17 protein-coding genes and 1 tRNA gene are annotated in these 19,768 nt (G+C 65.0%); 8 read left to right on the top strand and 10 right to left on the bottom strand.

The genetic code is table 11. The annotated features are described in order from the left end of the window. Window positions 1–6: 6 nt before the first annotated feature. The 4 genes from J7643_18990 to J7643_19005 all read right to left on the bottom strand — a co-directional run bounded on the left by J7643_18990 (window position 7) and on the right by J7643_19005 (window position 3,550). Window positions 7–546, bottom strand: a complete 540-nt coding sequence (locus J7643_18990; GenBank protein MBO9542680.1) for a hypothetical protein — start codon at window positions 544–546, stop codon at window positions 7–9. A gap of 97 nt (window positions 547–643) precedes the next feature. Beyond that, the gene (locus tag J7643_18995) at window positions 644–1,864 is read right to left on the bottom strand and encodes a hypothetical protein (protein MBO9542681.1); all 1,221 of its coding nucleotides are present in this window, start codon (window positions 1,862–1,864) and stop codon (window positions 644–646) included. A gap of 9 nt (window positions 1,865–1,873) precedes the next feature. Next, a complete protein-coding gene (locus tag J7643_19000; protein ID MBO9542682.1) occupies window positions 1,874–2,725 on the bottom strand; it encodes a flagellar motor protein MotB in 852 nt (283 codons plus the stop codon). Between the two features lie 6 nt (window positions 2,726–2,731). Further along, window positions 2,732–3,550: a MotA/TolQ/ExbB proton channel family protein gene (locus J7643_19005; GenBank protein MBO9542683.1), complete on the bottom strand. Its 819-nt coding sequence runs from the start codon at window positions 3,548–3,550 to the stop codon at window positions 2,732–2,734. Between the two features lie 196 nt (window positions 3,551–3,746). On the opposite strand from J7643_19005, the gene J7643_19010 reads away from it, so the two are divergent. After that, the gene (locus tag J7643_19010; GenBank protein MBO9542684.1) at window positions 3,747–4,970 is read left to right on the top strand and encodes a hypothetical protein; all 1,224 of its coding nucleotides are present in this window, start codon (window positions 3,747–3,749) and stop codon (window positions 4,968–4,970) included. Here the strand turns inward: J7643_19010 and J7643_19015 are convergent. Beyond that, on the bottom strand, window positions 4,967–6,121 hold the full coding sequence (locus J7643_19015) for a tetratricopeptide repeat protein (protein ID MBO9542685.1): 1,155 nt from the start codon (window positions 6,119–6,121) through the stop codon (window positions 4,967–4,969). The genes J7643_19010 and J7643_19015 overlap by 4 nt on opposite strands. A 176-nt stretch (window positions 6,122–6,297) precedes the next feature. Here J7643_19015 and J7643_19020 point away from each other — a divergent pair. From J7643_19020 to J7643_19030, 3 genes are all read left to right on the top strand, one after another. Further along, window positions 6,298–6,378 (top strand) — tRNA-Leu (locus tag J7643_19020). Between the two features lie 237 nt (window positions 6,379–6,615). After that, the gene (locus J7643_19025; GenBank protein ID MBO9542686.1) at window positions 6,616–7,302 is read left to right on the top strand and encodes a DUF429 domain-containing protein; all 687 of its coding nucleotides are present in this window, start codon (window positions 6,616–6,618) and stop codon (window positions 7,300–7,302) included. Window positions 7,303–7,992: 690 nt separating this feature from the next. Then, window positions 7,993–9,054: an alpha/beta hydrolase gene (locus J7643_19030; GenBank protein ID MBO9542687.1), complete on the top strand. Its 1,062-nt coding sequence runs from the start codon at window positions 7,993–7,995 to the stop codon at window positions 9,052–9,054. 103 nt (window positions 9,055–9,157) lie between these two features. Here J7643_19030 and J7643_19035 read toward each other — a convergent pair whose 3' ends face one another. Both J7643_19035 and J7643_19040 read right to left on the bottom strand, forming a co-directional pair. Then, the gene (locus J7643_19035) at window positions 9,158–9,511 is read right to left on the bottom strand and encodes a hypothetical protein (GenBank protein MBO9542688.1); all 354 of its coding nucleotides are present in this window, start codon (window positions 9,509–9,511) and stop codon (window positions 9,158–9,160) included. A gap of 728 nt (window positions 9,512–10,239) precedes the next feature. Next, window positions 10,240–10,878 carry a nucleotidyltransferase domain-containing protein gene (locus J7643_19040; GenBank protein MBO9542689.1) on the bottom strand — a complete coding sequence of 213 codons (639 nt, stop codon included), beginning with the start codon at window positions 10,876–10,878 and terminating at the stop codon, window positions 10,240–10,242. Window positions 10,879–11,129: 251 nt separating this feature from the next. On the opposite strand from J7643_19040, the gene J7643_19045 reads away from it, so the two are divergent. Continuing rightward, on the top strand, window positions 11,130–11,546 hold the full coding sequence (locus J7643_19045) for a carboxypeptidase regulatory-like domain-containing protein (protein MBO9542690.1): 417 nt from the start codon (window positions 11,130–11,132) through the stop codon (window positions 11,544–11,546). A 17-nt stretch (window positions 11,547–11,563) separates the two neighbouring features. Further along, entirely contained in the window at window positions 11,564–11,905 is a 342-nt protein-coding gene (locus tag J7643_19050; GenBank protein MBO9542691.1) for a hypothetical protein, read from the top strand. 171 nt (window positions 11,906–12,076) lie between these two features. Here the strand turns inward: J7643_19050 and J7643_19055 are convergent, their stop codons facing one another. From J7643_19055 to J7643_19065, 3 genes are all read right to left on the bottom strand, one after another. Beyond that, entirely contained in the window at window positions 12,077–12,691 is a 615-nt protein-coding gene (locus tag J7643_19055) for a hypothetical protein (protein ID MBO9542692.1), read from the bottom strand. A 130-nt stretch (window positions 12,692–12,821) separates the two neighbouring features. Beyond that, the gene (locus J7643_19060; protein MBO9542693.1) at window positions 12,822–13,520 is read right to left on the bottom strand and encodes a response regulator transcription factor; all 699 of its coding nucleotides are present in this window, start codon (window positions 13,518–13,520) and stop codon (window positions 12,822–12,824) included. After that, window positions 13,513–15,135, bottom strand: a complete 1,623-nt coding sequence (locus tag J7643_19065; GenBank protein ID MBO9542694.1) for a HAMP domain-containing histidine kinase — start codon at window positions 15,133–15,135, stop codon at window positions 13,513–13,515. The genes J7643_19060 and J7643_19065 overlap by 8 nt, the downstream gene beginning before the upstream one ends. A gap of 313 nt (window positions 15,136–15,448) precedes the next feature. Between J7643_19065 and J7643_19070 the strand changes: the two genes are divergently transcribed. Both J7643_19070 and dinB read left to right on the top strand, forming a co-directional pair. Then, window positions 15,449–18,520 (top strand): DNA polymerase III subunit alpha, encoded by a 3,072-nt coding sequence (locus J7643_19070; GenBank protein MBO9542695.1) that lies wholly within the window; start codon window positions 15,449–15,451, stop codon window positions 18,518–18,520. Then, entirely contained in the window at window positions 18,517–19,725 is a 1,209-nt protein-coding gene (dinB, locus tag J7643_19075) for a DNA polymerase IV (protein MBO9542696.1), read from the top strand. Before J7643_19070 ends, dinB begins: the two co-directional genes overlap by 4 nt. Window positions 19,726–19,768: the final 43 nt, after the last annotated feature.

A 19,768-nucleotide genomic window follows, 5' to 3' on the forward strand; every position in this document is an offset into this window, starting at 1 on the left:
GGTCGATTATAACAAGCCTGCCTGGGTGAGGGTGCTGTCCACGTTGGCGCGGAAGTGAGGCCGGACCTGTTCGTCGTAGAGCTTGCCCAGGAGCGACCCCACGGCGACGCCGCCGAGGATCCCGAGGGCGGTGCCGAGGAAGGGGATGGGGATGAGGGTGCCCACCACGGCGCCCACCACCGAGCCCAGGGTGCCCGAGACGGTGTAGGCGAAGCCGTCGGCCACGGTGTTGACCGCGAACTGCTTCTTGGTGATGTTGCCGTGCGTGAGGTCGCCGTAGTTCGAAAAGGCCGCGAGCGGGAACGAGAGCAGCGCCGAGAGACCCGCCGTCTTGAGCAGGCCGAAGGGCGAGAGGATCTGCTTGAGCATGCCGCCGAAGGTGGTCTGGTACGCGCCGCCGGCCTTGGCGCTGCTGATGGCGGCGGCCTGGCGCATCTGGGGGACGCGGACGGCTGCGGGGGCACCTGCCGCGAGGCCCAGGGACTGGGGTGCCGGGCGCGAGTTGGGTGGGTAAGAGACCACCGGACTATTCAGACTGACGGCCATGACGTACCTCCCGAGACGCGGATCGTTCCACGGGAGTTGTCGGGTGGGCGGCGCGTCCAGGCGGTAAACGCCTCGGCAAGGTTTCGTTAAATTTTGGCTACCAGCCCTTGAAGCCCCACCAGAACAGGCCCCACAGCTGCACCAGGGCACCGGCCAGGGTGACGGCCACGAGCAGAGGAGTGAGACGGCCCTTGGTGCCCGAGGCGATGAGCAGCATGCAGAAGGGCAGGAAGTCCACCGAGTAGCGCCGGCCGAACTGGGCGTAGCCCGACCAGTAGTAGAACAGGTACATGGCGAGGATGCCGAGGCAGGCGGTGAGCGCGAGCAGGTCGAGGCGCTTGCGGTAGTCGGCCTTGAAGGCGAAGACCAGGGCGGGCAGCGAGAGGAAGATGCTGAAGCCATCCATGCTGGGGTCGAACCATGGGAAGGTCGGCAGGCGCTGGGGCAGCTTCAGGAAGTAGCCGTGGAACTCCTGGACGAAGTAGTTGAGGTGGAAGATGCCCCAGCGCAAGAACTCGGGGGGTGTGGTGTCGTAGATGACGCGCTTGTAGGCGTTGTCGAAGGGGGTGCCGAAGCGCGCGGCGTTGTAGAAGGCGTTGAAGGCCAAGAGCGCGCCTAGGGCCGCCGAGAAGGTCAGGCCCTTGTGCCAGAACGACTTGCCGCCCGTTTGGCGATCGTCGCGCAGCATCATGCCCGCAAAGAAGGGCAAGGAGAGGAGCACCGGCTGGCGCGAGAGGACGGCGAGGCCGAAGCCAAGGCCCACCAGCCATCCGCGCTGCTTGCCGAGCGTTTCGTGGATGGCGAGCATCAGACCGAGGACGGCGACCACGTGCATCATGGCCCAGGTGTTGCCGCTCTGCCCGCTGTAGAACCAGAACAGGGACCCCGCCCCGAAGAGCGCCGTCAGCCAGTAGCGCGCCTGGCCGAAAATCCCGAGGCGCGGCAGGGTGTCGTGCCAGAGGGCGACGGCCACGGCCCCCAGGGCCGCCGAGAACAGGGCCTGGTGGAAGCCGAGCCCGAAGATGGCGACGAAGGGCAGCATCAAGAGGGCCGGGGCGATGCCGTAGGCCACGTAGGCGTGCCCGTTCACGTGGGTCATCTCGAAGTGCTGCGGCGGGTTGATCAGCGCGAAGCTGCCGTGCAGCATGGCGTTCGCCAGGTGGACGTGGGCGTTGTAGGGCGTCCAGCGCAGGGCGCCCGAGAGGGCGTAGAGCCCCCAGAACACGAGGAAGACCCCGAGCAGCTCGCCCCAGCGCTGGGACGGTTGGCTCGGAGTCTCGGAGAGCGTCGTGGTGGCCGCTTGCGGCGTCTGCTGCATGATGCCCCTCTAGAAGCTGTTGCCGAAGGGGTTGGGGATGCCACTCCCCCCTTCGTTCGGGTTGCGGTTGAAGGGGTTGGCGGGACGGCCCTCGTTGGGGTCGCCGAACGCCGGGGCGAAGGTATCGGCCGTGGGCTCGGGTTTCGGCGTGAGCGCGGGCTTGGGGGCGCCTTCCTGGATGACGATGTCCACCCGGCGGTTCATGGCCCGGTGCTCGGGGGTGTCGTTGGGGAAGAGCGGCTTGAACTCGCCGTACGAGACGATTTCAAAGCGCTTGGCGGGGACATTGCCTGATTCCGAGAGGAACAAGGCGACGTTGGACGCGCGGGTGGCGGCGATGACCCAGTTGGAGGTGGCCTTGCCGCCTGCGCCGCGGACGCTGTCGGTGTGCCCCTCGATCCGGATGGCATTGGACTCGGTGGCGATCGCCTGGGCGATCTTGAGCAGGGCCGCCTTGCCCTCGGCCTTGATCTCGGTCGAGCCCAGGTCGAAGAAGGAGGTGTCCGCCAGCGAGATGACGAGCCCCTTGGAGTTGAGGTCGATCTTGACCTGGCTCTTGCCCTCGAAGGGGGCGAGGGCCTTCTTGATGACCTTGCTCTCCTCGGCGAGCTCGACCTCCGGCGTCACGTCGACGTCGAGGGGATCGACCTGCTTCTCCTGCTTTTCCTTCTTGGTCAGCGAGGTGTTGAGGCTCTTGGCGAGGCGCTCGAAGTTCTTGGCCGAGATCTTGCTCGACAGGGCGTACATGACGATGAAGAAGATGAGCAGGACGGTCATGAGGTCGGCGTAGGTGACGAGCCAACGCTCGTTATGCCGCTCTTCTTCGTCCCCGTCGCGCTCGACGCGCCATTCGCGGGCCATCGGGCGTTACTCCTGGAGGGTGGCGGTTTCGAGCCGGCCGGTGCCGCCCTTCTTGCCGCCCTTGCCCTTGCTGTCCTGGATGAGCTTGCGCGTCTCAGGAGGCAGCGAGGCCTTGAGCCGTTCGCGGATGGTGCGAGGGCTCGCGCCGCCGTGCATGGCCAGCACGATCTCGATCATGATCCAGCGCAGGCGCAGCTCTTCTTCGCTGAGCTTCTTGAGCTTGGTGGCGAGGGGCAAGAAGAGCAGGTTGGCGCTGGCGACGCCGTAGAGGGTCGCGACCATGGCGTGGCCGATCTCGGGGCCGAGGGCCTCGGGGTTATCGAGGTTGCCCATGATGGCGACCATCGACATGACGGTGCCCATGATGCCGAGGGTCGGCGCGTAGCCGCCCAGGGTCTCGAACACGTTGATGTTGTTGCGGTGCCGGCCGCGGATGCCGATCATCTCCGCTTCCAAGAGGTCGGTGATCTCCTTGGAGTCGAAGCCCTCGGCGATGTACTGGAGGCCGCGCTTGAGGAAGGGGTCCTTGACGTTCTTGAGTTCGGCGTGGAGGGCGTTGACGCCGCCCGAGCGCAGCCGGTCCGAGACACGGATCAAGGTGGCGACGATGGAGGTCACCTCGAGCTTGGGGGAGCGGATCGCCTCGATGATCAGCCGGGGGATCCGGAGGACCTGCTTGGTCGGGAAGGAGAGGAGGGTCGCGGTGAAGGTCCCACCAATGACGACCACGGCGGCGTGGGAAGACCACAGGCCGCTGACGGAAGGGCCCTGCATCGCCAGCATGGCAAGCACGAACAGGGCCAGGACGACGACACCGAACGACACGTGAACCTCGCGATCGCCTTCAAAAGGCCCACTCCAGGCTTGGGGGCCTTTCTTTCATTTACCCGACGCTCTTGGCGACCAAACGGCGCCGACCTCAGCCTATTCCCCCGAAAGGGCCGCCGCAAGGGCCTTTGTCACACCTCTTGCCCTCGCTCGCTCGTCACCCCACAATAAAGGGTTGATCCAGGAGGGGTTCATGCGGCTTCTAATCTTTTTGCTCGTGGCGTGGTGTTGCCTTATTTCGCCGTCGTGGGCGGCGGCTGGCCACACGGCTTTGGTGGTGGTGCCCAACGAGGGGCTTTTTCCCGTGGGCGATCGCCGTTTGGCCGATGCGTTGCGCCAGGAGATTCGCGGGATCAGTCGCTTTCACCTGCTGGAGATGCCGGCGGGCCCATCGGGCGAGATGCTCGGCACCGAGCGTCGCGCCCTGGCGATCGGCCGCGAGGTCGGGGCGGACACGGTGGTACGCATCGGCTTTTTGCGCGACCCGCAGGCGCGTTACCTGCGCTACACCGACCTCCAGGGTTACTATGCCGCCTCCAGCGAGGTGGAGCTGACCCTGTTCGATCTGCCCGAGGGGCGCCTGCGACTTCGCAAGCTCTATCCCTTCTACGGCGAGAGCCCGAGCTCCAAGGAGATCGCCGAGAACCTCGCCTACGAGCGGCTGTTGCGGGACCTTTCGGCGGATCTGCGCAAAGCCTTCCGCCTGAGCGCGACCATCACCGGCCGCGAGGGGCGCAAGGCGACCCTGGACGCCGGGGAGGACGCGGGGATCCAGGTGGGGATGTTCTTTGCCGGCCTCGATGGCACGGGTAACCCCTTCGGCCGCCTGCGGATCACCAAGGTTTCGAGCGCCTCGGCAGAGGGCGAGTTGCTGAGCGGTTACGAGGACCTGACGCCCGGGGTGCGCGTCTACGAGCAGGCGTATGCGAGCTTCCCCGCAGCGGCAGGGATCTCGCACCACATGTTCTGGCAGGGTAGCTTCACGGGGGTGACGCTCGAGTACAACCGCTCGGGCTTCGGCTCGGGGGCGGGCCTCGAGGTCGGGACCCTCTCCCAGGACGGCGTGACCGGCTTTGCGATGCTCGCGCGTTGGGTGCCGCAGCGCGAGATCCGGCCGGAGCGGCTCTGGGCGTACGGGGAGCTCGGGGGCGGCGGGGCGCTCTTGAGCCAGCGGATTCCGGGCGGTACTTCCCACGCCAATGCCTTTTCGCTGCATGCGATCGCGGGAGCAGGGCTTGCCGGGCGACTCTTCTCGGGCCTCGGTGCTTCGTTGGGCCTCGTCTACTGGACCCCCTGGGCACCCGAGACCTGGAGCCACACGCCTGCGACGAGCGCGCCCCTCGACGTCTCGGACCAGGTGGTGTATCCCACCCTGGGCGGCCTCGGCCTGCGCGTGAGCTTGACCTGGGACTTCTAGGTCGTCGGAGACTGCCAGCGATGCGCCTGGAGGGTGCCGGTCATCGCGGGGGCCGACAGGAGGCTGGTCTGCGCCTGGAAGCGGCTGAGGTCGGCCAGGGGCTGCAGGCGCTTGACCATCTGGAGCTGGAAGTTGCCCCGCAGTGGGTCGTTGAGCTGGAAGGCGACCTGGGCGAGGTAGAAGCGGGCCACCGCGTTCCCCGGATCCAGCTGCACGGCCTTTTCGAGGGCGAAGGCGGCCTCGGGGAGCTTCGCCTCCTCGTAGGAGAGGATGCCGAGCCAGGCGTGCGGGTCGGAATGCTTGGCGCCGAGGGTCGACGCCTGGTAGAAGGACTGGCGCGCGAGCTCGCCTTCGCCTAGCTGGTAGTAGAGCTCGCCGAGCCCCAGTTGCAGGTCGTAGTCGCGCGGGCGGTAGCTCGCCGCGTGCTGGAGGTGCCGCTCGGCCTCGCCGTAGCGCTCGGTATCGAGCAAGAGGCGCCCCAGTTTGGCATGGGCGTCCAGGTGATCGGGCTCGGCGGTCAGCACCCGCTTGAAGAGGCGGATCGCATCTTCCTTCTTGCCCTGGCGCGCGAGTTGCTGGGCCTGCTGGAAGCGCTCCGCCACCTTCTGCCTGGCGGCACCGGGGCCGAGCAGCTGGACGAGGATCTTCTCCCAGAGGTCTTCCACGGCTTCGCCGAGACGCTGCTCCCCTTCGGGGTCCTTGCGGCTGGCTTCTACTTTTTTGGCTTCGCGCTCGGCGATGCGTTTGAGCGATTCGCGAAGCTTGGAGAGCTGCTGGTACTGGGGGTGCTTCTGGAGGCCCCGGGATTCGAGCTCCTTGAGGAAGGTCTCGAGCTCATGGCCGGTTTCCTCGACCAGTTGCGCGTCGGGATCGACCCGCATCTTGTCGCGGGCCTTGCGCCAGTTCTCCGAGAGCTTGAGCTGGTCGGGATCGAGCGGCTGCCCCTCGCCGGGTCGGGACGGATCGAGGGGGCGGGTGAGGTTGGTCTTGGACCAAGGAAGGGTGCCCTTGACGCCGCGGGTGAGGCGGGCCATGTCGGGGCGCATCTGGGGTTCGGGCGCAACGGGGCGCTCCGGCGCAGGCGGCGGGGCCTTGACCGGGGTGTTGTTGACGTGCGTGACTTCAACGTTGAACCTGGGATCGACACGCATTGGCGTTCCCCCCCGTACCGCTGGCCATGCGGGTACCGGGAGATATACCCCCTTCAAGCAAGCATCAAACGAGGCCGTGGAGCCATTGAAACCCGCTTGATTAGTGTGCGTCGGTTAGCCCCGTCACCGTCAGGCCCTTGCGGCAGAAGCGAGCATCGAGTAGAATCAAGTCCTTCGGCCAAGTGGCGGAATGGCAGACGCAGTCGACTCAAAATCGACCGCCGAAAGGCGTGTGGGTTCGACTCCCACCTTGGCCACTATGAAGTGGAGACGGGCTTCTCGATGATCATCATCGAGAAGCCCGTCTCTCTGTTTTTGCTCGGTGATGCCTTTTTTGGTAATTAAATATAAATATTTTTATTGGCGTAATGTATTCATTATTGGGTATGGAGCGTTCGTGAGCTTGACCTGATGTGCCTATCAGGCTTTTGGCCTTTCTCAAGTGTGGCAGGCAGGGCGAATCAGGCGAACGACGGGCGCGAGATGAGGGATGAATGAAACTGGCAGGCGTTGATGGATGCTCAACCGGATGGGTCGTTGCCTCCTGGCACGATAACGGCCATACCGCCGGTGTGACCATCCACCTGGTCAAGACTTTCAAGGAAGTTGTTGACGCCGGATACCGCGTCATCGCGGTGGATATTCCCGTCGGCATGCCAGATAAGGGCGTAAGAGACTGTGACCCGCAGGCTCGCAAGCTACTGGGGCCTCGCCGTAGCAGTGTCTTCCCTGCGCCAATCCGCCCCGTGCTCACAGCGAAGGATTATAGCCAGGCCTGCGACATTGGTCGCCAAGCCGACGGTCGTAGCCTCTCTCAGCAGGCCTGGGCGATTACCAAGAAGGTCGCCGAGGTGGATCGGATGGTGACCCCTGATTTGCAGGGCTCGATCATCGAGATCCATCCTGAACTGTGTTTTTGGGCCTTGAATGGGGGACGCCCGCTGGAGTACCCGAAGAAGGATTATCAGGGCATGGAGGCCCGTCGCATGCTTCTGAAGGAGCATCTGCTGGATCCGGTGGTCTTTTACGACCTGCGGTTGCCTGGCGCGGGGCGTGACGATATCCACGATGCCCTGGCAGCCCTGTGGACGGCGAGGCGATATGCTCAGGGCGAGTCCGTGCGGATTCCTGAGCACGAGCAGCGTGATGCCAAAGGCCTGCGGATGGAGATGTGGTACTGACGGCGGCATCAGGACGAGCGGCCAAGGTGCTTGATTCCGAATAGGAACCGGGCCTTGATCCTCACGTAACGTGAGGTTATATGGTTCTGCTCATGGAACCACAACTACCCCCTACAAGCCCTGGAACGCGCTGGCGGGTCGGCGACCTCGCCAAGATGACCGGCCTCACGGTTCGCACGCTCCATCACTACGAGGCGATCGGGCTGCTTGCCGCAGCTACCCGAGGCGAGGGTGGGCACCGTCTGTACGACGAAGCCTCCGTGCAACGCCTTTACCGGATTCGCGTGCTCCGCAGTCTCGGCATCGCTCTGGCCGAGATTCGGCGCTTCATTGACGACGATGCATCGCTTGCATCGGTCATGCAGCAGCACCTTGCGCGGGTCGAGCAAGAGGTCGAGGACCTCACGAGGCTGCGCGATCGCCTGCGACGCATCTGCCACCAACCCGGTTCGCACGTCGAGACCGCCGAGCTGCTTCGCACGATCGATGCGATGTCGCGCCTGGAGCGTCATGTGGGCGCTCGCCAACAGCATGCCGCAGAGCGACCGCCGCGCGGCGTCGAGCGGGAGTGGCGGATGCTGGCGGACGAGCTGCGCGCCTGCATGGCCGTCGGTGATGATCCATCGACCGGGCGTGCCCGCGATGTCGCGTTACGTGCTCGCGAACGCATCCTGGAGTTCGCGGGACACGATGCCGCGATCCTCGAGGCGCTCAAGCATCTGCGAACGGCCGCTCCGCCCACCGACCTCGCCGGCTGGGACCCGGCGCTCATGGCTTACCTGGACCGCGCGCTTCAGGCACTCGACTCAGAGGAGAACGAACTTGCTGAATGAACAGATCGCCACGAACGTGGGGCCGTCGCAGCTCGACATCGCCTACGAACGGCGCGGTCGCGCCACCGACCCGGTGGTACTCCTCGTGATGGGCGTGGCAGCACAGCTCGTCAATTGGCCCGAAGGCTTCCTCGACGTCCTCGTGAGCCGTAGGCTGCAGGTGATTCGCTTCGACAATCGCGACTCGGGGCACTCGACGCACCTCGTCGACGCGCCATCCCCGAATCTCCCCGCAGCGCTCGCAGGCGACTTATCATCGGCCTCCTACACGCTGTCCGACATGGCGGCCGATAGCGTCGGCCTTCTCGATGCTCTCGGCCTTTCCGCCGCTCATGTGGTGGGAGCGTCGATGGGTGGTGCGATCGCGCAGACGATGGCCATCGAGCATCCCGATCGCGTGCGCTCGTTGACTTCGATGATGTCCACGACGGGCGACCCATCCGTCGGACAAATCCGCCGAGAGACGATGGCGGCCGTGTTCGGCGGTCCCCCCGCAACCACCCGGCAAGAGGTCATTGACCGGGCGGTTCGTGCTTTTGGGATCATCGGCTCTCCTGCCTACCCAAGCGATCCGGTCGCCATCGCCGCACAAGCGGGAATCGCTTACGACCGTGACCACGACGAGATTGCCGTCGCCCGCCAGGCCGTGGCATCGGTTGCCTCGGGCGATCGCACTCAGCTCCTCAAGTCTCTCGATGTTCCAACGCTCATCATCCATGGCACTGCCGATACCGTGTGCGATGCTAGCGGGGGGCGTGCAACTGCTGAGGCGATCCCCGGTGCAGACCTCGTTCTGATCGAAGGGATGGGGCATAACATTCCGCCTGGCCTGTGGGATTGCCTTGCCGACCACATCGCGCGAATTGTTGAGCGCGGCGAAGCGCTTGGAAAAGAGCCTGAATCGCACACAGCGGGATGAGCACTTACCTCTTCCTGACACAGCAAGACCTCCACGCGCTAGTGGAGGTCTTGCTCAAGGATTTCTAGCTCGCTACCAGGGGGCAGATCTGATAACGGTGGGCTTAGTTGAGGGGTGGTTCGGGCGGAACGTCCGGCCCCTTGTGTGGCTTGTCGGTCATGGCCCACCAGAGGCCGACCACGGACACGGCAGCACCCGCCAGCACGCCCACGGCCACGCCGGGCGGACCGGCGACGAAGCCGCCAATGACGGCGCCTGCGACCACGGGACTCGCCATCAAGCTGATCTTGGCGACGGGGCCCCACTCCCTGGATTTGCGCGCAGGATCCTTCTCCGGGGTGTTGCTGAGCTTCAGCGTATCGCTGGCCATGACGGCCTTCGGGGCGCTGGTCGCTGTGGCGCGAGCGCTGGGGGCGGGCGCAGCCGCGCGACGGGTGGCGGAGAGGCTGGAGATCATGGGGTCACCTCGTGCTCACATCTCGGCATCAGGGATCTTTCCCTAGCTGTCGGGGATCTTGGCGAAAAATTTCTTGTGGCCGGGTGAAGTTCTGGTTAATGAGTGCTGAGGGAGCCCATCCAAGCAGAAGGGGCCCTGCCGCTCGCGGCAGGGCCCCTGAAATTTACGACTGCTAACCGTACCCAGACCAGTAACGCATGGTGACCCCCTTTCGGCTCAGCCGAGAGCGACTCCCAAGGGATGGGCGACGGACAAACGACTGTGGTCTCGATCCTTGTTGCTTTATTACTCTTCGCCCGTCTGTTCGGGCCCACAAGGTCTACCACAGGGCGTTTGTTTTCGCGGACTGCGCCGGACACGCCACTCTACAGGCTCGTTTTGTGCCGCGGTGCGTTCGCTGTCTATACTTTCAAGATAACACTCGCTTGTTAAGCAGCAAGCAAGAGCGTTGTAGCTCTTCGTAAAATCTTCGTTTGGGATTGATTGGGCCGTGCGGAGCTAGCCGGCAAGCAGGCGCAAGGCGGATCACGTCGACGGTGTCAGGGCGATCGCTTCCGGTTTCGGCGGGGTGTGGCAAGATACCCGCATCAACCACACACCACCTCTCTGAGAGCGCCTCACGAAACTGTTCCTTCAAGCCGCCCACGGCGGCCAAACCAGACACATGCCTGGTTTTGTGAGGTGCTCTGACCCTCGGCCCGCCGTGCACACCGGCGGGTCGAATCCTTTCAAGGGGCGATTGGCGCGATGACGTGTTCGACCAGCAGGTGCAAGTGCTCGTCAGAAGCGTGCGGTTCAAGCGCCGCTTCAAAGCGGCTGTACGTGGGGGGATCGTTGGCCTGGAGCCATGCGAAACTTTCCTTGGGGCCGCGATACCACTGCCGGCGCAGGTAGAAGTAGTCTTCCAGCAGTTGTACGAGTAGCCAGTGGCGCCGGTAATGCGCCTCGAGGTCCTGGCGCTGGATACGAGCGAGCATCTTGCGTGCCCATGTGATGCGCGTCTGGACTTCTGTAGGATCAGGGGCTGCCGGGCCTGCTGAGAACAAGGCATCGACGCGCATGAGAAGCTGGCGCCCCCAAGCCTCTTGTTCAATGAGGACGCGTCCGCCGTGCAGGCGTAGCATGCCCTCGTCCAGTACATCGAAGGCTGCCTCGGGGTAGATGAAGGCGTCCAAGTAGCTATCTTGCCAAGGCCGTGCATCGCGGTAGGCCTCGCCGTCCTTGCGGATCCCAAGGACGTCGTAGTCACTATGCGCCGAGTGGTCGCCGCGCGCCCGCGAGCCGTACAGGATGACGGTGTGGCAGGCGTGGCGATCGCGCAGCTCATCGATCAAGAGGTTCAGCATCGCATCCATCGCTTGGATCATAGCGCGATTCGGGCCATCGGAGCGAACGAGCGAGCGAATGGCGGATCACACCCCGGATGAGGGGGCGATCGCTTCTAGTTTCGGTGGTGTGTGGCAAGATAAGCACATCAACCACACCACCTCTCTGAGCCCCTCGGCCCGCCGACCGCACACCGGCGGGCCGAGGTCGTTCTGGCGTGCTGTCGATCATATGACATGGTTTTGCTAAGATGTTAATGAAGCGAGCTTTACGTTTTGGAAGGATATCGGGCATGCCGCGCGCGCGAATCAAGGGCTTCTCGTTGGCGATGCTGCTCGCCGCTCTTACCGTGCTGGCGGGCTGCTCGGGCCTAGGGAATCCCGTTCCCGCAGGCGAGGAGGGCGGTTGCAATCCTCAGGTGGCCACGGCCTATCGCGTGCTTTCGGGCATCCAAACCGGCATCCTCGAAATTCGCGTGCAGGACGCCAGCGGCAGCCCGCAGGCCAGTGTGAGCGTCACGGCGTACCGGTTGGTGTATACGGGGGCCAAGTGTCCGTCGATGATCAGCGGGGTGACGGATGCGCAGGGCCTGCTGCGCTTCGAGCGCATGAAGACCGGTCCTTATCAGGTGAGTCTGGAGGCCGCGGCAGCGACGGCCAGCACGGAGGTCGAGGCGGACAAGACGGCGACGGTGACGCTCGTCGATTGAGACTGGAAGGAGGGGCGATGGAGACCTACATGAGCCGCAGGGGGGAAGCTTTCGACCTGGGTGCGTTGACGGAAACGGAGCAGGCCTTTCTGGAGCAGGCCCGCCATCTCATTGCGCAGGGGGTCGCCTGGGAGACGTTCCAGCGCTTCTATCTCGACAAGCGATCGCCCATCTGGTTCGTCGGGGGCGAGCCCCAGGCCGGACGCCTCGAGAATACCAGGGTGATGCGCTCTCGCCTCTATCGCATCCTGCAGGACATGGCAGGGAATCTGGGCCTCGAGCAGGGTTACCTGAGAGAAAGAGGCCCGAGCGGCCTCTCCCTGGATGCTTGCCTGGAGGAGATTCGCCTCGGGTGCTAGCCTTGTTTCAGGCCGGCAAGCAGGCGCATGGCGGATCACACCCCGGATGAGGGGGCGATCGCTTCCGGTTTCGGTGGGGTGTGGCAAGATAATCCCATCAACCACACACCACCTCTCTGAGATGACCTCGGCCCGCCGACCGCACACCGGCGGGCCGAGGTCTTTTGACGCCTAGCGCTCGAAGTTCAGGTTCACCGGCTGCCGGCGATAGCTGGTCGCGTTCGCAGGCTTGGTCGGGGGGACGTTGCCCGCCAGCTCGAACTTGAAGTCATCCACCCAGGTCTCGCCCGTCTTGCTCAGGAGCAGACCGAAGGCGATGGCCTCGCTCTCTTGCGGGACGTCCAAGACGATCTCGTACTTCTTCCAGTCGGACGTGCCCTTGATGGGGCGCTCTTGCATGTTGTCGAAGCTCAGGACCGCCTGCTCAGGCCCGTCGACCCGCATCCACAGCCCCGCCCAGTCCTTCACGTCCTTGCTCTTCACGAAGGCCGACATCCGGACGCGCTTGCCGCGGTACTCCCGGGCGCTGAAGGTCTGCATGAGCGTTCCAAAGCTCTCGTTGTCCCGGATGGCCGTGACGGACTTGAGGTAGGCACTCGCTCCCTTGCCGTGCCGCACGCTTTGATCGAGGCCGACGGCGTACGCCTCGGGCTTGCTGCCTGCCTTGTACCAGCCCTCGGGGGCCGTCTGCGCCGTGGCGGGCTGGTGGGGTACCAGGGTCACGGCGGCCATGGCCGTGGCGGCCACGATGGCGAGGGTCGCGATGCGCTTCACTGGACCGAACATGCTGAAGTTCCTTTCTGGTGGGTGCTGCGAGGGGGGCGTTACGACTGTTGTGACTGTAACGCGGGGCTCGCTTCCCAGTCGGTCAACTTTGGTCCCGACTTCGTCATGATTTGATCACATCGCTCGCCCCTCAGCGGTCCAGGCGATAGCCGACCCCGTGGACGGTCTTGAGGAAGCGGGGCTCGGCCGGGTCCGCCTCGATGGTCTGGCGCAGCTTCACCACGAGGTTGTTGACCGTCCGCTGGTTGATGAACTGGTCCTGGCCCCAGACCTCGTCCATGAGGGTATCGCGCGAGACGACCGTGCCCTCGTGACGCGCCAGGACCCGCAGGATGTCGAACGCCTTGGCGGGCAGCTCCACCGCCTTCTCGGGGTGGTGAACGGTATAGCGTTTGATGTCGAACACCACCGGGCCGAAGGTGAGCGTCTCATCAGCCGGCGCTTCGCGCGTGGCCGCCGGGGGCTCTGCGCGGCGCAGGACGGCGCCGATCCGACCCAGCAACTCGAGCAAGCTGAAGGGTTTGGTCACGTAGTCATCCACCCCGAGCTCGAAGCCGAGGACCTTGTCCATCTCGGTGTTCTTCGCCGTCAGCAGGATCACGGGCGTGCGCCTTCCCGCCTGGCGCAGCGCCTTCAGCACTTCGAAGCCGCTCAGCTCCGGCAGCATGACGTCCAGGAGGATCAGGTGGTAGGGGCGCGTCAGCGCCATCTCGAGGGCTTCGTCCCCGCGGCCGCTCGACTCGACCTCGTAGCCGCGCAGGCTCAGCACGTCGAGCAGCCCCTTGAGCAGGGACGGTTCGTCCTCGACCACCAGCAGCCGTTCACCCATCCTTCGTCTCCTTCTCTTGCGCGAAACTGAGCCGGAAAAGGCTCCCGCCGCCTTCGTTCCCGAGGACCTCCACTTGGCCGCCTTGCCCCTCGGTGAAGGCCTTCACGAGGGCGAGGCCGAGGCCCGTGCCCGGGTGGCTGCGGCGTTCTTCTTGCTCCAGGCGGGTGTAGGGCTCGAAGATCGCCTTTCGCTTGCTCGCTGGGATTCCCGGGCCGCGATCGGCGATTTCGACCAGGAGGCGGCCATTCGTTTGGCGGGTGGTGACCTTCACCTGCGTCGGATCGCCGCCGTACTTGAGGGCGTTGTGGACCACGTTCGAGACGGCGCGGACCGTCACCTCCGGGTCCACCCAGGCCGGCGGCAGCGCGGGAGCGAGCGCCAGGGCGACGACGGGCGGCGCGGAGCGATCGTACGAGAGGGCGGCTTCGTGGGTGGCCTGGCGGACCAGCTCGTTGAGGTCGGTGGCGACGGGGACGTAGGTCCGGACGCCACGCTCGATCTTGCCGAGGTCCAGCAGGTCGTCGATGAGCCGGTGAAGGCGGGCGGCTTCCTTCCCGATGATCCGGTGATACTCAGCGATCTTGGCTTCGTCCGCGACGAGGCCGTGCTCGAGGATCTCGGCGTACATGCCGATGGCGGCCACCGGCGTCTTGAGCTCGTGAGAGACCATGGCCGTGAAGTTGCTCCGCAACTCCGCAAGCTCCAGCTCGCGCCGGATGGCACGGCTCGCGAGGCGCAAGGCGATCGCAAAGCCGCCGAAGACGGCGAAGCCACCTGCCAGGATGGCGGCGTAGCGCAGGAACACGCCTCGCAGGAGGCTGCCGTTGTCCACGGTGATGAGCAGGGGGGCGATCGGCTTTCTCGCGTTCGTCGAGAAGGTATCGACCCTGAAGCGCCAGGACTGGGCGGCGAGGAGGGTGTGCCAGGCGGCCCCGTACCCGAGACGGTAGGAGGCCTTGTCCGCGAGCAGGGGAGGCCGAGCATCGGGGTGGTCCTGGTGCTGGTACGTGGTGCCAGGAGGCAAGCGGAGCGCCTTGATGCGGGTTTCGAGCCAAGGGCCGAATATGTAGGCGAAATCCAGCTCGGTGACGAGGCATTCTTGTCGCGCGTTGCGGCTCACGGAGAGGCGGTAATCCGCAGGCTCGCCCTCCAGGGGGGCGAAGCTCTCTGCATAACCGATCGGGGCTGGGCCGAGGGTGGTGATCAGGCCACTGGCGGAAGGCGGAACGCGCAAGGCCTTGGTGGCAAGCCAGGCGGGCGGTTGCGGCGAGCCATCGAGGGGGCGGCCTTGCGCATCCAGCAGGTAAAGCCTGAAGGTGGGCGAGATGGCGGTGCGGGCCTCTTCGAAGGTTTTTGCGGACAAGCTTTCCGTCTTGAAGCGCCTGACCAGCGATAGCATGACGGCCCGCTCCTTGTCCTGGAGCGCGTCAAACGAGGCGGATAGCTGTTGGAGCTTGGGGACTAGCGCCGCTTCTTTTGCCCCGAGCTGGAAGAGGCAATCGCTCGCCAGGGCCATCGACCAAATGAAGGTCACGAGGACAAGACCGATGGCCCACCAGGCCCAGAGGAGGCGGACGCGATGCTTCAAGGGAAGGTGGGGGAGTCGCGGCAGCACGTTCATCCTCTCGGCAAGCAAGCTACCCCTTATATACCAAGCGTCTCGATCAGAGAAAAGGCCCGAAGGCGAAGCTGCCAAGCGAGCGAGAGCTTTCTCACGCGCCGGAAGTCAGGGCGATCGCTTCTGGACTCGGTGGAGTGTGGCAAGATAAGTCCATCAACCACACACCACCTCTCTGAGCCCCCCTCGGCCCGCCGACCGCACACCGGCGGGCCGAGGTCGTTCTGGCGGAGCAGGGGCTCTGGACAAAACAGCAGGCAAGGCTTTAATCTCCATGTCGAACATATGTTCAATTATTCGAGGCTTCGACATGCACGACATCGTCCACCTGCAGACCCACTCCGTTTACTCCTTTCGCCAGAGCACCCTCGCCATCCCGGACCTGGTCTCCGAGGCGGTGGCGCGGGGGCACAAGGCGATCGCCCTGACCGACATGGACGGCCTCTACGGCTTCGTGCCCTTCGTCCAGGCGGCGCGCAAGGCGGGGATACGCCCGATCATCGGCGCGGAGCTCTCCTTGAAGCTCGGCGATGCGATGGCCAAGGTGCCCCAGCGCGCGACGCTCTTGGTTCGCGACGAGACGGGCTTCAAGAACCTGTCGCGCCTCGTATCCCGCTTTCAATTGGGGGGGCGAAAGGGCCTCTCGCCCGAGGAGCTCGCAGACCATGCGGCGGGGCTGATCCTGTTGACCGGTGGTGAGCGGGGCGCTTTGCCGCGCCTCGTCTCGGAAGGGCGCATCCAGGCAGCTGAGGCGCTGCTACGAGACTGGCGAGAGGCCTTCGGCGCCGCGCATTGCTTCGTGCAACTCGGGCCGTGGTGGCCGTCGCAGCCCTTGCTTCGACTTGCCGAAGCGTGCGAGGTGAAGGTGGTGGCCGCCCATGAAGCCGCTTACTTACGCCCTGAGGACCTGCGTACTTGGCACTTGCTGCGAGCAGGGCATGGCCTGGCGCCTGTGGCGTCCGGACCGCGTCATCTGGCAAGCGATGCGGAGCTGCGGCAGGCCTGGCAAGCCCTGCCCGAGGCGCTGGCCAACACCTGGGCGATCGCTGAGCGCTGCACTTATACGCCGGTCTTCGGGGCCTATCGCTTGCCCGAATTCCCGGGACGTGCCGCTGACGAGACGAGCGAAGCCATGCTCCGTCGCCGCTGCGCAGCGGGCCTCGAACACCGCTACGCGGCTTCCTCCCGCGGGGCTGAGGCGCGGCGACGGATGGAAGAGGAACTCGCCGTCATTGTGGCGATGGGGTTCGCGGATTACTTCCTCGTGGCCTGGGACTTGGTGCGGTTCGCCCAGACGGCGGGGATTCCTCACATTCCGCGGGGCAGCGCCGCTGGGAGCCTCGTCCTCTACCTCCTGGGGGTGACGCAGATCTGCCCCCTGGAGCACCATCTGTGCTTCGAGCGTTTTTTGAATCCCGAGCGTAAGAGCCTGCCCGATATCGACATGGACTTCGACTGGCGGCGTCGTGACGAGGTGGTGGATTACTGCTTCAAGACTTACGGTGAGGCGCATGTGGCCCGCATCGCCACCCACCAGCACCACGGCGCGCGTGGGGCCGTTCGCCTCGCGGGGGCTGCCCTCGGCCTTGAGCCTGCCTTGGTCGATGACGTGGCGCAGCGCATGCCACGCTGGGCCGGTGCGGGCGACATCGCTTCGGCGGTCGCCAAGGCGCCCGAATGCCAGGGCTTGCCGATCGAGCAAGCGCCTTACAAGGAGCTCTTCGAAACGGCGCAGGCCTTCGAGGGCATCCCCGACCACCTGGGCTTGCATGCATGCGGTGTCGTGATCAGCAGCGGGCCGCTGAGCGACGTGGTCCCACTTGAAGCCTCCGCCAAGGGCCCCATCGTGACCCAGTTCGAGATGGAGGGGGTCGAGGCGGTGGGCCTGCTCAAGATGGATCTTTTGGGCAATCGTAACCTCGCCATCCTCGACGAGGCGGTAGCCCTGGTCAACAGGCGTCATGGCCTCTCCCTTGCGGTTGATGAATTGCCTCTGGACGACCCCGAGGCCTTTCGCTTGCTGGGCGAGGGGCGCGCTTTCGGGATCTATCAGATGGAGAGCAGTGGGGTCCAGGGGCTTTTGCGCCAGTTCCGGCCGACGGACCTCGAGGACGTCACGGCCATCACCAGCTTGTATCGACCGGGCCCCCTTCAGGGCGGCATCACTACTCACTACGTCGAGCGGCGCCACGGCCGCGAGGCGGTCGTCTATCCGGATCCTTGCCTGGCCGAGCTCCTTACGCATACTTACGGCTGCATCTTGTATCAGGAGCAGTGCCTCCAAGTGAGTCACCTCTTCGCCGGCCTGAGCCTGGGGCAGTGCGAGAACCTGAGGCGAGGGCTCGCCAAGCGCAAGCGTTCCGAGATTACGGGTTTGGAGCAGGCTTTCTTCGAGGGCGCGCGGCGCCTCGGGCGAGAAGAAGCCCATGTGCAAGAGGTTTGGAAGTTACTCAGCAACTTCGGAGGCTATGGCTTCGTGAAGGCGCACGCGGCTTCGTGCGCGGCACTCGCCATCCGCGAGGCTTATATCAAGGCGCGCTGGCCCATCGAGTACCTGAGTGTGGTCCTGTCGGCCGGCTGTGGCTACTATCCACCCCGGATCTACCTCGAGGATGCACGCTCCTTCGGGGCGCGCGTCGTGTTGCCCTGCGTGAACCGCTCCGACGAGGCCTATACCGTCGAGGAGGGCGGCGTGCTGCGGGTAGGGCTCGGGGCGATCAAGGGCCTGGGGCCGGTGGGGATGGCGACGATCCTGCGAGCTCGCCAAGACGGTCCGTTCCTCCATCTGGGGGATTTGCGTCGTCGGACGGGGCTCTCGCGTTCGGAGCTCGAGACCTTGATCACCATTGGGGCGTGCGATGCCTTTGGTGTCTCTCGGCCAGGTCTCCTTTGGCAATTGACCATGCTAGGAACTACCAAGACGGCCCCTCGTATACCTGCTCAAGCGATGCTCTTTCCCCTCGTCGAGGCCATGCCCGAGCCACCGAGCACGCTGGCCGATTATTCGGACCAGCGCCGTCAGGCCATCGAGCGCGAGCGCCTCGGCTACGCCGTCACCGTGACCCGCTTGCCCAAGATGCCGGGTTGCCACTCCTTCGAAGAGGCGCGCGCTTTACCGGTGCGAAGCAAGGTTCAGGTGGTGGCCGAGTGCGTCTCTCGCTCCAGTCGGCGCACCAGGAATGGGGATAAGATGTGCTTTCTGACCCTCTCGGATGGAGAGAACCAATTGAGGGCGATCCTGTTCCCCGAGGCGTACCGGAAATTCGTCTTGGAGCTGCGCAAGGGGGCGGCAGTGTTTTCCGGGGTCCTCGGGAACGATGAGGGTGAGCCCATCCTGACGGTGACATGCGTGACGCCGCTGGTAGGAGGTGAGGTGGCATGAAGCAGCGTTCGATTCTGCACGTGGACATGGATGCGTTTTTCGCGTCGATCGCGCAGCGCGACTATCCCGAGTACCGCGGGAAGCCGGTGATTATCGGAGGGCACTCGACCAAGCGCGGGGTGGTGGCGAGCGCGAGCTACGAGGCGCGCGCCTTCGGGGTGCGCTCGGCCATGCCGCTCTACAAGGCTTACGAGCTCTGTCCCCATGCGACGCGCTTGCCCGTCGAGATGAACAAGTACCGGGAGGTGAACGCCCAGCTCCGGGAGATCTGGAGCCGCTTTTCTCCCGTGGTCGAGCCGGTTTCCTTCGATGAGGCCTACCTGGACTTGACGGGCACCGAGGCCTTGCTGGGACCTGCGGCGGGGGTGGCTGAGGCCCTGCGAGCAGCGATCCTCAAGGAAACGGGACTGAGCGCTTCGGTCGGCGGGGGGACGTCCAAGCTATTGGCCAAGATCGCCTCCAAGGAGGCTAAGCCGGCGGGAGTGTACCTCATCCCGCCGGGAGAGGAGATGGCCTGGCTGAGTCCGCGGGACGTGGCCATCGTCCCAGGGGTGGGCGAGCGCACCAAGGAGCGCCTGTACAGCCTCAACATCAAGACGATCGGTCAGCTCCTCGATGTGGGGGAGGCCTTCCTCACGGCGCACTTCGGCGCGCAGGGGGCGGACCTGGCGTTGATCGCGCAGGGGCAGGATCCTCGGCCTGTCTCACCTGGTGGCCCGCCCAAGAGCATGGGCGGTGAGGAGACGTTCGACGTCGATAGCACCGATCCGGTCTTCTTGCGCCGGATGATCCTCAAGATCGCCTGTGAGCTGGGGTACCGGATGCGCAAGCACGGGCTGACGGCCGCGACGGTGACGGCCAAGGTGCGCTACGGCAAGACCTTCGAGACCGTCGAGCGCAGCAAGACCCTGCCGGTCGGGACCGATGAGGACGACGTGGTATACGACTTGGCGTGGCAACTGCTCATCAGTGCCTGGGACGGGCGGCGCCCCCTACGCCTCATCGGGGCGAGCGTCTCGAACTTTCGTCCCAATGCTCAGCTTGCGCTCTTTTCGCCCGTTGTCTCCAAGGGGATCGGGGCCTCTCGCGACCCCGATGCGCTCTACCGCACGATGGACCAGCTGCGCGATCGCTTCGGACAGGGAGCCGTGCGCCGCGGAACGTTGCTTGAGAATGAAGGAAGCGATCGCCCGGCATCCCGATAAGGATGATGCCTGGCCTTGGCGCAAGGGGAGTACCGAGAATGGC

It is taken from the genome of bacterium, from assembly GCA_017744355.1.
GTDB lineage: Bacteria > Cyanobacteriota > Sericytochromatia > S15B-MN24 > UBA4093 > JAGIBK01.